This is a genomic window from Gorillibacterium sp. CAU 1737 (genome assembly GCF_039888655.1).
In the GTDB taxonomy this organism is placed as follows: Bacteria; Bacillota; Bacilli; order Paenibacillales; family NBRC-103111; genus Gorillibacterium.
Genome location: NZ_JBDQQO010000001.1, coordinates 444685 through 457376 on the forward strand (window position 1 = coordinate 444685; position 12692 = coordinate 457376).

At 55.0% G+C, this 12692-nt stretch carries 13 protein-coding genes and 1 tRNA gene; 7 read left to right on the forward strand and 7 right to left on the reverse strand.

The features are described from left to right. The first annotated feature begins 199 nt into the window (after positions 1 to 199). Positions 200 to 1354 carry a glycosyltransferase family 4 protein gene (locus AAFN83_RS02090; protein WP_347767361.1) on the forward strand — a complete coding sequence of 385 codons (1155 nt, stop codon included), beginning with the start codon at positions 200 to 202 and terminating at the stop codon, positions 1352 to 1354. A gap of 137 nt (positions 1355 to 1491) precedes the next feature. Here the strand turns inward: AAFN83_RS02090 and AAFN83_RS02095 are convergent, their stop codons facing one another. After that, the gene (locus AAFN83_RS02095; RefSeq protein WP_347766692.1) at positions 1492 to 2259 is read right to left on the reverse strand and encodes a glucose 1-dehydrogenase; all 768 of its coding nucleotides are present in this window, start codon (positions 2257 to 2259) and stop codon (positions 1492 to 1494) included. Between the two features lie 187 nt (positions 2260 to 2446). Here AAFN83_RS02095 and AAFN83_RS02100 point away from each other — a divergent pair, with 187 nt between their 5' ends. Together AAFN83_RS02100 and AAFN83_RS02105 are read left to right on the forward strand one after the other, a co-directional pair. Continuing rightward, on the forward strand, positions 2447 to 2791 hold the full coding sequence (locus AAFN83_RS02100) for a hypothetical protein (RefSeq protein WP_347766693.1): 345 nt from the start codon (positions 2447 to 2449) through the stop codon (positions 2789 to 2791). A gap of 13 nt (positions 2792 to 2804) precedes the next feature. Next, positions 2805 to 3224, forward strand: a complete 420-nt coding sequence (locus tag AAFN83_RS02105) for a hypothetical protein (RefSeq protein ID WP_347766694.1) — start codon at positions 2805 to 2807, stop codon at positions 3222 to 3224. On the opposite strand, the gene AAFN83_RS02110 is transcribed toward AAFN83_RS02105, so the two are convergent. Together AAFN83_RS02110 and AAFN83_RS02115 are read right to left on the reverse strand one after the other, a co-directional pair. After that, on the reverse strand, positions 3159 to 4196 hold the full coding sequence (locus AAFN83_RS02110) for a YkvI family membrane protein (protein WP_347766695.1): 1038 nt from the start codon (positions 4194 to 4196) through the stop codon (positions 3159 to 3161). The two genes, AAFN83_RS02105 and AAFN83_RS02110, sit on opposite strands and share 66 nt — an antisense overlap. A gap of 212 nt (positions 4197 to 4408) precedes the next feature. Then, positions 4409 to 5032: a hypothetical protein gene (locus AAFN83_RS02115; protein WP_347766696.1), complete on the reverse strand. Its 624-nt coding sequence runs from the start codon at positions 5030 to 5032 to the stop codon at positions 4409 to 4411. A gap of 256 nt (positions 5033 to 5288) precedes the next feature. Between AAFN83_RS02115 and AAFN83_RS02120 the strand changes: the two genes are divergently transcribed. Then, positions 5289 to 5861, forward strand: a complete 573-nt coding sequence (locus AAFN83_RS02120; protein WP_347766697.1) for a xanthine phosphoribosyltransferase — start codon at positions 5289 to 5291, stop codon at positions 5859 to 5861. A gap of 83 nt (positions 5862 to 5944) precedes the next feature. After that, complete coding sequence (locus AAFN83_RS02125; RefSeq protein WP_347766698.1) at positions 5945 to 6271, forward strand: hypothetical protein; 327 nt, start codon at positions 5945 to 5947, stop codon at positions 6269 to 6271. A gap of 104 nt (positions 6272 to 6375) precedes the next feature. On the opposite strand, the gene AAFN83_RS02130 is transcribed toward AAFN83_RS02125, so the two are convergent. Further along, positions 6376 to 8379, reverse strand: coding sequence for an endonuclease MutS2 (locus AAFN83_RS02130; protein ID WP_347766699.1), 2004 nt, complete (start codon positions 8377 to 8379; stop codon positions 6376 to 6378). 601 nt (positions 8380 to 8980) lie between these two features. On the opposite strand from AAFN83_RS02130, the gene AAFN83_RS02135 reads away from it, so the two are divergent. Continuing rightward, positions 8981 to 9190 (forward strand): hypothetical protein, encoded by a 210-nt coding sequence (locus AAFN83_RS02135; protein ID WP_347766700.1) that lies wholly within the window; start codon positions 8981 to 8983, stop codon positions 9188 to 9190. On the opposite strand, the gene AAFN83_RS02140 is transcribed toward AAFN83_RS02135, so the two are convergent. Continuing rightward, entirely contained in the window at positions 9157 to 9555 is a 399-nt protein-coding gene (locus tag AAFN83_RS02140; protein WP_347766701.1) for a YhjD family protein, read from the reverse strand. The genes AAFN83_RS02135 and AAFN83_RS02140 overlap by 34 nt on opposite strands. Before the next feature lie 209 nt (positions 9556 to 9764). Here AAFN83_RS02140 and AAFN83_RS02145 point away from each other — a divergent pair. Continuing rightward, positions 9765 to 9848: transfer RNA gene (locus AAFN83_RS02145), tRNA-Leu, on the forward strand. A gap of 140 nt (positions 9849 to 9988) precedes the next feature. Here AAFN83_RS02145 and AAFN83_RS02150 read toward each other — a convergent pair. Both AAFN83_RS02150 and AAFN83_RS02155 read right to left on the reverse strand, forming a co-directional pair. Next, positions 9989 to 10666 (reverse strand): DUF1266 domain-containing protein, encoded by a 678-nt coding sequence (locus AAFN83_RS02150; protein WP_347766702.1) that lies wholly within the window; start codon positions 10664 to 10666, stop codon positions 9989 to 9991. 20 nt (positions 10667 to 10686) lie between these two features. Then, positions 10687 to 12672 carry a J domain-containing protein gene (locus tag AAFN83_RS02155; RefSeq protein ID WP_347766703.1) on the reverse strand — a complete coding sequence of 662 codons (1986 nt, stop codon included), beginning with the start codon at positions 12670 to 12672 and terminating at the stop codon, positions 10687 to 10689. Positions 12673 to 12692: the final 20 nt, after the last annotated feature.

Sequence of the window (12692 nt, forward strand, 5' to 3'; positions counted from 1 at the left end):
AGAGGGAGCGACAAGTTCCGCGCCTCATGAGCAGTGTTTGAATATGGACGCTGCCGCCCAAACCTGCCGATGGTCCTATTCCTCGACAAGATGGGCGAGGAGGCGCAGCCAGACTGTGCTCCACTTGCCTAATGCCCTCCCAACCGAAGAGGCAGCAAATGAGACGGGTCAGGACGCGAGTTGAATGGGGGAAACCGATGTGAACATTTTACAAGCTTTGTTTTTTCCACCCGAACAACCGGGCGGGGTATCCTCGATGGTACCGTACATTCAGGAACGATTCTCAGCCAAGAAAGGCTGGGAGATGGAGCTGTTCTCGCTCCCCAAGCGGATTCGCAACAAGGGAACGGCCCCGGTCGTCTTCTCCACCTTCGATTGGACGATCTATGCGGGCAACCCTATCATCGAAAAATACATCCAAACCTATAAGGACTACTTGTGGTGGACGCGCATGAGGTTGAAGCCGACCTTCGACTTGATCCATGCCCACCATCCGATTGTCGCCCTGGCGATGAAGGAAGCGTTCCCGGACACTCCCGTAATCGTCACCATCCACTCCAGCTATGAGCGCGAGTTGATCCTGAACGAGCGGATTCGCGAGGGCGGGGAGGAGCATGCGTTCCTCACCTCGCTCTATCGGGAGATTGAGGAGCGGTGCGATCAGATTCTGACCGTGTCAAGCGCATTCCGCCAATACCTGGGCGAGTATGTACAAGACCCGGAACGCATCGGGGTTATCCCGAACGGCTTCGATGAACGCCGCTTCCGCCCGTTTCCGCATGAGAACGCTGTGCCGCAGCTGATCACAGTCTGTCGGCTCGTTCCCGCGAAGGGATTGGACGTTCTGCTACAGGCTTGCAGCTTGCTGAAGGCAAAGGGGCATCCTTTCGTGCTGCACATGATCGGGGATGGCCCTTCACGAACGGAGCTGGAAAAGCTGGCGGCCGAGCTCAACCTCTACGAGGATACGATCTTCTACGGCTACATGCTCCACCCGGAAGAGTTTATGCCCTTCTTTGACATCTTTGTTCTCCCGTCGCGCGCCGAAGCCTTCGGGAACGTCTATGCGGAAGCGGCGCTCTGTCTTCTCGCCGTCGTCGGCACCGAAGTAGGGGGTATCCCCGAGCAGATTGAGAACGGGAAGAACGGCCTGCTCGTCCCGGTGAACGATGCCGCCGCCCTCGCTTCCGCATTGGAAAAGCTGATCCTGGACCCTACGTTCCGCTACAACCTCGCCCGCTCGGGCCAGGAGAAGGCAAAGCGAGCGTATTCGCTCAACCGGGTCATCAAACAGCTGGTGAAGGTGTACGATCACTATTCCAGCAAGCCGAAACCGGAAGGGGATAAGGGCTGATTCGCAAGGCGGCGAATCCCGTTTGATTTCGTTCCACCGGCTTCTCCGTCCAGCATCATCCTGAATCAAAAAGGCTCCCGCAGGCGGCTTTATTGCCGACTGCGGGAGCCTTTCCTTGTCTGTCCATGCAGGGAGACTTACTCATCCTCTTCGTAGATCATCTTAATCGTCATGCCGCCATCGACCACGATGTTTTGCCCGGTGATGAATTCGGCTTGATCCGAAGCGAGGTAGAGGCACAACCCGGCGATATCGGCGGGAATTCCGACCCGGCCGACCGGATGCTGGAGCTTGTCCCGCTCGCTATGCTGAGGGATGCTGGCGTGCGCGGAATGCTGCCAGTCTCGCGTCTCGATCCAGCCGGGACTAACGGCGTTGACGCGGATGCCGAAGGGCCCGAGGCTGACCGCCGTCGCATGGGTGAGGGCGAGAATGCCGCCCTTGGACGCGGAGTAGGCTTCCGTCCCCGCCTCTGACATCAGCGCGCGGGTGGAGGACAGGTTGAGGATACTGCCTCCTCCCATTTCCTTCATCACCTTCGCGGCTTCGCGAGAGCACAGAAAAGTCCCGCGCAGGTTGACGCCCATGACCTGATCGAACTCTCCAACGGATAAATCGAGAAAGGAGCGGTTGCGGGAAATGCCGGCATTGTTGATCAAAACATCGATTCGTCCGAGCTCCTGAAGGGTAAGCTGCACCCAGCGATGGACATCCTCCTCCACGGCCACATCCGCCCGAAGGAACATCGCCGTCCCTCCAAAGCTTTTGATGTGCTTGACGACCTCCAGCCCCGCTTCCTTGTCCACATCGCAGATGGACACCGAGTATCCTTTCTCCGCGAACGAGACGGCAAGCGCTCGTCCAATGCCCTGACCTCCGCCGGTGATGAGTGCTGTCTTTTTCATGGGTGGATTGCTCTCCTCTCAAGGGGATGTGGTGCGAATGAGCTCCCGGATGGCTTCTAATCCGTTGTTTGGTGAGAATTATACGCTGTTTTCCCCTGCGGATCAAAAGAAGCATTGCCACGATCTTACGCCTTAGCTAGTATGAAGAGAGAGTCCCATCGACCCTATGACGAAAGAAGAGATGCCCATGGCCCCGCCGTCCTTGCCCCCGGAGAAGCCGTCTGCCAAGCAGCCGATACCCAGGGAAATTACGTATCGGATCGGTCGAAAAACCGGCAAGATCCAAACTCCAAATGCCTCTTCGACCGCTCAGATCCGTTCGGTGGAGGACAAGAAATCGACCTCTGCTTCGAAGGCAGCCGCCACCGGGGTCTCCAAAGGGAAGTCCCCATTTCTCACGGTAGCACGGTTTGCCGGAAAAGAGTTGACTTTGCCTCCGTCCAGCGTCCTTATGGGACTCTTGATAACGACTCCCGTTGTCATCGTGGCCGTCACCGTTTTTTGGCTTTATGCCCTGATCCATTATTCCTAAAGGAGGCATCCTTATGTTTACCTTACTGGCCGCCTTTGGCGGTTTGGTTGGTTTGATCTTTCTCGTTCTTTCCCTGCTTGCCCTGCGAACGCTGATCACCCTTCGCTCCAATGACAAAGGGGGGCGTTCCCTTGCGTGGAGGGATTCCGCCGAGAGAAAGCGTGTCTTGCTCCGTTGGAATCGGGCGGATGCGCTGCTCCTGTTTCCAGCGGCCTTTGCTTTCCTGTTCCTTCTTGTCGATGTGATCGCCGTTCTCCGAGATCGCAGCCTGTTCCCGGATTATCATCTCGGGTATTTGCTCAGCGGCCTTGCCCTCTTCCTGCTCAGCTTCGGGTACCTGTACATCCGCTTGATGCTGGCTCTTGGGCTAAGCCGTGAGGCTGGAGCGGCGCATCAGCTTCCAGATCCAGCCCAGGCTGAGCACCCCGAATAAGGGATAGAGCAGAGAGAGAAGGGAACTGAAGCCGAATTGAGCTCCCCCGTAGCAGAGCAGGAGAATGCCGAGAAGAATGACGGGGCGAGAGAAGCGAGTACGGGGCTTCACCTGGAGGGAGAGGCCGAAGACGTTGGCGACCACCGTGGTGAAGATCTCCCCGAAGATGACGACGCTGTAGATCAGCTGCACGAGAGGGCCAAACCGATCGATCAGCTGGGCCATCGGGATTTCGAACTGAACGATGCCGGGCATGCGCGCCGATAGGGCGATGTGGCCGGCAAACAGCATGAGCCCCACCAACAGGCCTCCTAACACGCCGCCGTAGAGAAGAACCTTCCGGTCAGCAAAGGCATTCCCGAGGGGAACCAGCACCGCTTGCGCCGTAGAGAGGTTAAACGCCGTGTAGAGAAGCGGGGCCAAGGCGGTCTTGAGGAGCGGATAATCCGCAGGCTGCGTAAGCCAGTTGCCCGCAGTCGGCAGCGGCAGCGTTCCCACGAAGATCAGGGTTACATAGAGCAGCATGAACGGGACGACAACGGTGTTGATCGACAGGATGCCGTTCATTCCACGTCGAAGGACGACATAGCCGAGGACAAGCGTCAGGAGGATGCCCGTCTGGACATGGAGGCCTAGCTGTTCATGAAAAAGCGAGCCGGCTCCTGCCACCATCACCATGGAGGTGCCGAGCAGCACGCCCATCTGGAGCAGGCTGAAGGCGGAGCCTAACCGAGGTCCGAGTAAGTGGCGATTCAAGTCCTCATAAGATTCAGCTCCCGTGTCGTAGCCCAGGAGCATGAGTCGGGTTCCGAGCCAGATAAACAGCACGGACGCCAATGCAATGGAAAGGCTGCCCGGCCAGCCGTACCGAGTGAAAAACTGCAGAATCTCCTGGCCGGAAGCAAAGCCGGCTCCGACGATGGTGCCGACATACGTAAACGCGACCTGGAGAATTTGACCGAGCCTGCGCATGAAGCTGCACGTCCTTCCTTGGCTTCCTTGCTACCAAGGTATGTCCCGTCGGCCGAAACTATGTGCTTGTCTTCCCGTCCATCGATCGCTTCGCTCGTATGCGATGCAAGGAATAAGCAGAAAAAGCCCTGTCCTTCCCTGTGGGAACAGCCACATGAGGGGAAGACAGGGCTTTGCCTATGTAGGAACGGAACCAGGATACTCAAACGGGGTTACAGATCCATACGGTCAAACAGCTTGATGGACTCGATGGTGTTTGATTCGGGATCAATGTCCAGCTTCAAGACGCTCTCGTCTGTCCAATAGGTGATGACATACCCGGTGTTGCTGTCCGGCTGGCCAAGAGCCTGGAGCGCCTTGGCGCCTGATTCGCCCACACGCAAGCCGCCTAACCCGGGATCGGCGGCATTGCCGTTAATCTCCACGTACCGGACGCGGTTCGTTTTGTCAAAGCCGACGGAGAATTGAGCGTAATCGTACACCGTTACCGGATCGGAATCATCCGCGAGCACATACTGATTGTAAGGCTTTCCATAACGGGCAGTGACTTCCTTGACCGTGTCCTTCAAGGTAACGGACATAAGGGCAGGGTGCTCGTGGGAATAAGTCATCTGTTCGCTCGACGGCTGTTTCTCGGAGCTCGCCTTGTCCGCATCGGAATCACCCTTCTTGGTTGTATTGCGAGCAGGGTCTGAAGATGGCGAGTTTTGAGCAGGGGTTTGTCGATTTTTATGAAGATCGCCTGGGCTTGCCACATAGCCGGTCAAGAAGCCGACCATGATGGCCATGGCGAGCAGCAGCAGCTGGGACAAGGCTTTTTTCATCGTACGTTTCATGGAGGGTCCAATCCTTTCCAAATCTCTCTCTATCCAATCCCCTCCTATTATAAACGATTTCTTAATGGAAAACGTTGCGAATTAGACATTTTTCACATCCTTTTTTTGTAAATCGCATCGGTTCGACGGATACAAAAGATTCGAAACATAAATGGCGAAACTTTGCTATGATAGAAAGAAAATTGAACTAGCGGCTCATCCACGCTCATACGGAAAAGAGTTGATGCGCTGCTGGCTGCAAGGAGATGGGTTGGACATGGAATTGCTGAAGGAAAGAATCCGCCGGGATGGTGTGATCCTGTCAAGCGATGTGCTTAAGCTGGATGCCGTGTTGAATCATCAGGTGGATCCGGCCCTCATCAATGAGATGGGGAGGGAGTTCGCTCGCCGGTTTCGCGAGGAGCGGGTGACCAAGGTGGTGACCATCGAATCCTCCGGCATTCCGATCGCCTTCGCAACGGCAAGCGAGCTGGGGGTCCCGATGGTGTTTGCCCGACGAAAAAAAACGCTGACAACGGATCAGGATTGTTATTGTGAACGCGTGCCTTCTTTTACGAAGGGAATCGTGACCGATCTCATGATCTCAAAGTCGTTCTTGTCGCCGGACGATCGAGTGCTGGTGATCGATGATATTATCGCAAACGGAGATGCAGCCCGAGGGGTTCTTCGCATTATCGCACAGTCAGAAGCCACGATTGTGGGCTTCGGCGTTGCCGTGGAGAAGGATTTTCAACAAGGGGCAAGAACGATTCGCGAGCTCGGGGTACGCCTGGTTTCGCTGGTTAAAATCATCCGCCTCGAGGCGGATCGCATCATCATGGAGGAGTAGTTGGAGGGAAAATGTACCCTTTCGCCCCCGATTCTTTTCATCTATAATAAGGGGAAGCGTCATAGAGAGAGGAGGCACCGCCTGTGGGGAATGAACGATTTTCTGACGACTACATGCTGGAGAAGCTGGGAGATGCCAAAGTGCATTTCGAGCGGGCCCTTGACTGCAAACACACGGATTTCGACGATCTGTATCCCTATATGATTGAGCACCCTCAATTCTTCTGGTACAAGCGCTACGTAGCCTGGTCGGAGCTGCTCACCATCGTCAAGCTTTGCGAAGAGCTGGACATTGCGTGGGACAGCCGCTTCTCCGCCCATCAAGCCGAGTATGTCCGGGAGAAAGTCATGTCCGGCAAGGTTTTGGACTGCTGGTACGAAACGAACGATTCCAAAGAGCATGTAAGCTAAGGCTTGCGAATGCAGGTCATTCTCTAAGATGGAGAAAGCCCGGAAGACGAACGGATTCTCGTTTTGTCTTCCGGGCTTTTTTTGCATTCGCGCCCATGCGAGGCTTAGTGCAGCTTTTTCCAATCGTCGTCCGGTGTCTCGATGGTAAGGCCCTCCACATGGTGCTTCCTCAGCTGAGTTCGCTTCTTTCGGTTCTCCTTCGACTCAAACACAATGTCCATGTCATAATTCTCCGGGTAGAGGTGCTTGCGGTCGATGAAGGGCTTGATGCGTTTCCGGTTCACCAGAAGCTTTTCCTTCTTGACCAGAAGGAGAAGATTTCCTCTTTCATCCGCCAGACGAACGACGACCCCTGACTGCTTCAAGTGAGGGATGAAGACGCGGTCTCCCACCTTCCATTGGCCTTCCTTCTCCGTCTCCGGGCGTTTCAGAGGCTTCTTCGCCGTTGGTCCGGGTTGGCGAGGCGAGGGATGGCCGGGTGCCGCCGACCGCTTGGGGGCGGAAGCTTCCGACAAAGAGCATGCGGACAGTGGAGGGGGTGTGCTCTCGGTGCTCTCCGGGTTCAGGGTGATCATAGGTGGCGTTCTTCGCGCAGACCATTCGCGAGCGCGTTCAATCACGGAGTCGGGGATGCCCAAACGGGACGCGATTTGAAAGGCGTAGCTGCTTCCGGCCTCTCCGATTGTGAGCTGATACAAAGGGCGAAGGCTCTCCGGATCGAACTCCATGCGCGCATTCTCGAAGCCTGGGGTATCGGCGGCAAAGGTTTTGATTTCCCCAAAGTGGGTGCTGGCCAAGATGACTGCCCCTCTCCGGGCAAGCTCCTCAAGAACGGCGATGGACAAGCCGACCCCTTCGCCGGGATCGGTTCCCGCCGCCAGCTCGTCGAGCAAGATCAAGGTGCGCTCGTCAGATTGCTGGAGCATGTTCAGGATGTTCTTCATGTGAGCGGAGAAGGTGCTGAGCGATTCGTCGAGGCTCTGATTGTCTCCAATGTCCGCTTCCACCAGACGAAAGATTGATAGCTCGCTGTCCTCGGAGGCCGGAACCAGGAGACCGGATTGGGCCATCAGGGTCAGCAGACCGACGGTCTTCAACGTGACAGTTTTCCCGCCTGTATTCGGTCCGGTGATGATCAGCCCGCGATAATGCTCGCCGATCGAGAGATGGAGCGGGACGGCTTTGCCTGTGAGAAACGGATGCGAAGCCTGGATCAGGCGAATGCGCCCGGTTTCGTTCATCTTTACCTTGCGGCCGTTCAGGCGGTGGCCGTATTTGCCCTTGGCGAACACGAAGTCGTAATGGGCGATAAGCTCCACATTGAGGCGGATTTCCGTCTGGTTCGCCTCCACCGAGCCTGTCAGCAGGCTGCGAATCCGATCCTCCTCTACCGCTTCCTCCGCTCGAATCGCGGAAAGCTCGAACTGGATGGAGGCAAGCTCGCTCGGCTCGATGTACAGGGTTTGGCCGCTGGACGACTCATCCAGTACGGTCCCAGGAACCTGCTTGCGGTATTCCTTCTTGATCGGCAGGGTGTAATGATCGCCGCGCTTGGTGACCAAGGGCTCCTGCAGATAATTGCGGTACTTGCCCATAAGGGCTTCGATGCGGCGTTTCAGCCGATCCTCCTCGGTTCTCAGCCGCCTGCGAATCTTGCCAAGCTCCGGGCTGGCCGAATCAAGCAACTGGCTGTAGAGGATAGACCGGTCGAGCTCTTCGAGGAGAGACTTGAGCTCATACAAGGACCGGGCGTAACCGGCGATGCGCGGGGCGATGTCTTCTCTTTGCAGCATGTATCGCTTCCACTGGCCGACTCCTCGAAGGAACAAAGCGATGTGTCCGAGGTCCTCCAGGCTGAGGATGTACCCCTTGCCCATGAGGGAGAGGGGAGCTTCCATTCCTTGAAGGGAGGGGAGGGGGAGGCCTGAGCTTCGTGAGGCCACCCTCATCGCTTCCTCCGCTTCCTGCATGGCGTCCTCTGCCAGCCTTGCATTCTGGAGGGGAGCAAGCTCGGCAAGTCTGGCCTTTCCGGCAAACGTAACGGCAAGCTCCACCAGGTCTTGTTTGATGCGGTCATACTCGAGTTTTTGCAAGGTTTCGGGATTCAATGGGATTCCTCCTACATTATGAATGGGATGGCGTTGGGGAAAATCAAACAGCCGGACCACGCAAAAAAGACATGGAGAACGCAAGCTGCGTCACTCCATGTCTCCGTATAACGAGCCCCTGTAGCTCTTCTAGCGGTTCACGCGGCTATGGAAAAGAAGCCTTCGAGTCGTGCATCGGCTAGCCATGCACACCCATTGGAACGCTAAAAAAGAATACAAAAAGACCCTGCGGCAGCAGGGTCCTGGGTCGGTCGGGAAACGGCCGGGTGAGGGTTGCTGTTCTTAACTATGGGGAAGCGTCGCAGGATACACGCAAACAGAAGGGTAACCGGAGAGACTTTCGTCCCGAAGGTTCCTTTTCTCTTGCCATGCAGCCTTACAAACGACTTCAACCCGTATCCAATTGGATTAGTTAAGAACACTCACCGACATCAAAATTTCCCCTTTCCATTACTCTCTTGAGTATAAGAGACCCAAAGGAACAAGTCAATGTGCTCCGGCCCGGATGAAATGGCTATACCCATTTCATCCGCCGTTTGCACCACATCCTGGCTATGAGCGATAATAAGGGCGGACCATCATCGAGAAGGAGGACCGCTTCATGATCAGCAACGAGCAATTGGATCAATACCGGCTGGAAGGAACCCGGGTGAGGGTCATCCGTGATTCGGATCCGGCCAATGATGTAAAAGGCTATGTAATGGCTTGGGACGATCAGTTCTTGTTGATCAAGAAACTCAACCGACGCGTCCTCAAGCTGGATCGTACTTATCAAGTTCAGCCTTGGGAGGCAGAACGGGCATCGATATAATGACCGGCTAACAGGCCGAGCTCGGTGGCGACATTCTCACGGGACAAACGGAAGGTTTCTCGATACCCGCGGCACACATAGCGGCAGGAGAGGCCTTCCTCCCCTCGTTCCTCGGAATAGATCCGAATTCCGGCCAGTCCGAGGTTCGCTCGGATGCGCCGGAGATCCACGCGAACCGAGTCCATCATGCGCTGCAGCACGACAACATGAGGCAGACTGATGCGGATGGTGGAAGCATGGATCGCATCGAGGTCTTGCTGGAGCTGGGTAAGCAGAACGGGGAGGAGGACATAGTGCTTTACCAATTGCTGCTCGGCGGAAGTGGGAACAGGGGGACGGGTCAGATCAATTGCGCTCAGCGCCATAATGCGAACCTCCGTTCGTATGTTTGCTTTCATTGTAACCCATTCTTATCCAAGTTGCAAGATAATGACAGAAGGGAAATTCCTGCAAAATGGCAAGAAAAAAAGTCCAAAAAAAGATTTGACATCAAACTTGCGTCCGTGGTATATTACTTTTTGTCCGCAAGAGACACCGAATGAAACAAAGCGGTTACCCAAGCGGCGGAAGTTATGCGGTCATGGCGGAATTGGCAGACGCGCTAGATTCAGGTTCTAGTGTCAGCAATGACGTGGAGGTTCAAGTCCTCTTGACCGCACTACATCACAACAGCAGGTTCATCAGAGCTCATGCAGCTCAGATGAACCTGCTGTTTTTATTCGTAGCAAGATCGAACAGGCAAGGGGCGGGCTTGGACAGCCCTCCCTTGCCTGTTCAGTAATCTGAAGAAGAATGCAGTCAGGATAATCGAACTTCAGCATCACGGGCTACATCCGGGAAGAGTTCATCCTTCAACAGGTTGCCGGAGAGCCCAAGCAGCCTTCTTAATCGCTGCTCTCGTTCTTTCTTATCCTGCAGTTGCGTTGGAAACGTGAAATCCAAGCCGGCTACGAATCCCGTGCAGTAGTCATACCAATTGGTATAGTGGCTTTGCGCCAGGTGAACGGAGCGGCCGATCAATGTCCAAGTCTCGTCCGCAGTCAACCAATCCAACCGTTCGCCGGCCATGCTATAGAAGACACTGTAAGTAGCGTCGAAGGCTGCGATCCCTCCGGAAGGCATTCTTCTTAGATAATGATTGGCAACGGTATACTTTTCCCGCAGAGGATTGTGGGTGATGGCTTCGATCCGTTGCATTCGTTCGGCCTCCGGGAGCCATTCCAATTCCCGATAGATCTTTGAGAACTCATGGCGGATCCCTGTGGAAATTCGCCACTCCAAATCTTGGGATAGGCCGGAGGCAGAATCGATTCCCGCCATGCGATCGAGCAGGCTCAAGGTGCCGTAACGATTTCGAAATATGCTCTTGGGGTTCGTGATAAAGTAATCCGCATCCGGACCCTTCGGGAAAAAGGCGAGCATGGCATGGGCGAAAGGCTCCCATTTGGTTTTCATGGTATATAGCGATTGGGGCATGAATGCAACCCTCCTTGTGGTTAGCGGTAGCGGATGTACGACCAATTCATGATGTAGGCCTTCAACAAAATCAGGTACAGGAGCATGAGGGATGCGGCATAGATCCCAACGGATATCGGGAAATCCACTTCCATCAAGCCGCTGTTGATCTTGTCCCTCATGTTCAGGAAGACGGTGGTTTCAGCCAGGCCTCCGGGAAAGCGAGAATTGCTGTTCAGATACGTTCGGAATTCGCTCCATTTTGCCGAGTAAGGATCCTGAACTACTGCTTTGATCTCCAGGGTCCCCTTCTTTTCATAGATGGTGCGGGATTGCTTGTAGTTCGTCAGCAGGATGAGGGGCGTGTCCTCGAAGACGGCGCGGGATAAGAACCCTTCCAGGTCGTCATAGGTTCCCGCTTCCTTGGCTTCTTCCTGCATGGCGAACACGGAACGCTTCTTCCCGTCCGTACCCTTTTCCTCTAATTCGATAATGCCGGTGTAGGCCCCCTTTGTGACGTGAAGACGAACCGCGCTGCCAGGCGCAATGGCCTTCAGCTCTTCGGTCGTCTCGACAAGAGGGATCTCCGGCTTTGCATATATGTAGTGGATGTACTCCGAGAAAGACATCTCCACGCTTTTGTGAAGCGTGATGCTCATCAGTACGTGCAGAAGGATAATGAGCGAGATAAGGAATTTCCTTCGAAACAGGAATCGAAACGCATTGCGAAGGGTAGGGAGGAAGGGCTGTTTGCCCCACTCCTTATGGATCTGCTGAACGCGCTTGCGGTTTGGTTTATCGCTTCCTCTTTTCTTAAGAAGAAATGCGTCTGCCTTGGCCAGTCCGACAAGGGCGTCTGCGTCTCCCGGTTGAAGGGCGAGCATCCGGACATACACGTCGCGTGCCGCTTCGAGTTGTTCTAGTTGAAGATAGCTTTTTCCCAGCAGGGAAAGGAACTGCAGGTTGTTTGCGGATGACGCTTCAAGCGGCTTCAGCCGGTCCAGTGCTTCCTGAGCGCGGTTTAGATCGATCAGCAGGCTTGCACGCAGGAGGGGGAGGTCCCTATCTCCCGGATTCAGCTGGATCGCTTCGCTGCACATGCGCAGCGCCTTTTCCCGGTCTCCATTGTCCCGATAGAATTGCATCATCAGCCACAGCAGGATGGGGTTTGACTCTTGTACGGGAAGAACCTTGGTTAAGGCTTTGTACGCAGCCTCCAGGTTCTGCTCGATCAGGGCGGTAACAAATTTCTCTCGCTGATGAAGGTACGCTTCCAGATCGCCTCCTTCTAATGATGGAAGAGTGGAATATCCGAGGCGAGAGGCAGCCGAGCCCAGCACGCTGTATTCCCAAACCTTCGGAAATCTCTCGATGTACGCTTCCAGATCGGACTCCATCAACTCCTTGAAGCCGAAGGCGTTGTCCAGCATCGCCCATACCTCATCCGGAAGGAAATAGTGCTCGTTGAAAAAAGTCAGTAACCGTTCTGTAAGGGATTGGGTATCGTCTATTCTCCAAACGGCTTCGTCGTTGAGGATGTGAACCCATTTGTCCATGGAAAAACGAGAGGCAGGGTCCGCATACAGGTCCTGTACCTTTTTCAGAAAGGCCTCCGTTTGTTCCTTAGCAACTTGCGCGGATTGAGGCGGGACGACGATCTCCGGCGGAGAGGACTGACGCTCATCTTTGTTCGATACAAAGAGAGAATCCAGCCAATCGGTCTCTGGTGCGGCGTCATCTGGATCGCTCGTGTCAGCATCTACCTCCCTATCCTCCGCTTCTTCTTCGTAATCCTCATCTTCATAAGCCTCTTTTTCGTAATCCCTTTCATCGAAGTCCGAATCGTCCTCCTCCGAAAGGAATCCGCTCTTGGCCAGCCTCATGGCTTCGTCAAAAGCTTCCCGAAGCCGTTGATAGCTTTCTGGATCATCCTCGGGATGATGGATCTTCAGCTTGCTTGCGTAAGCCCTGCGTATGAGGGATGTATCCTCTGTTGGATCAAGGCCCAGTATTGTCCAAATGCTCACAATCGGTTCATTCCACCTTC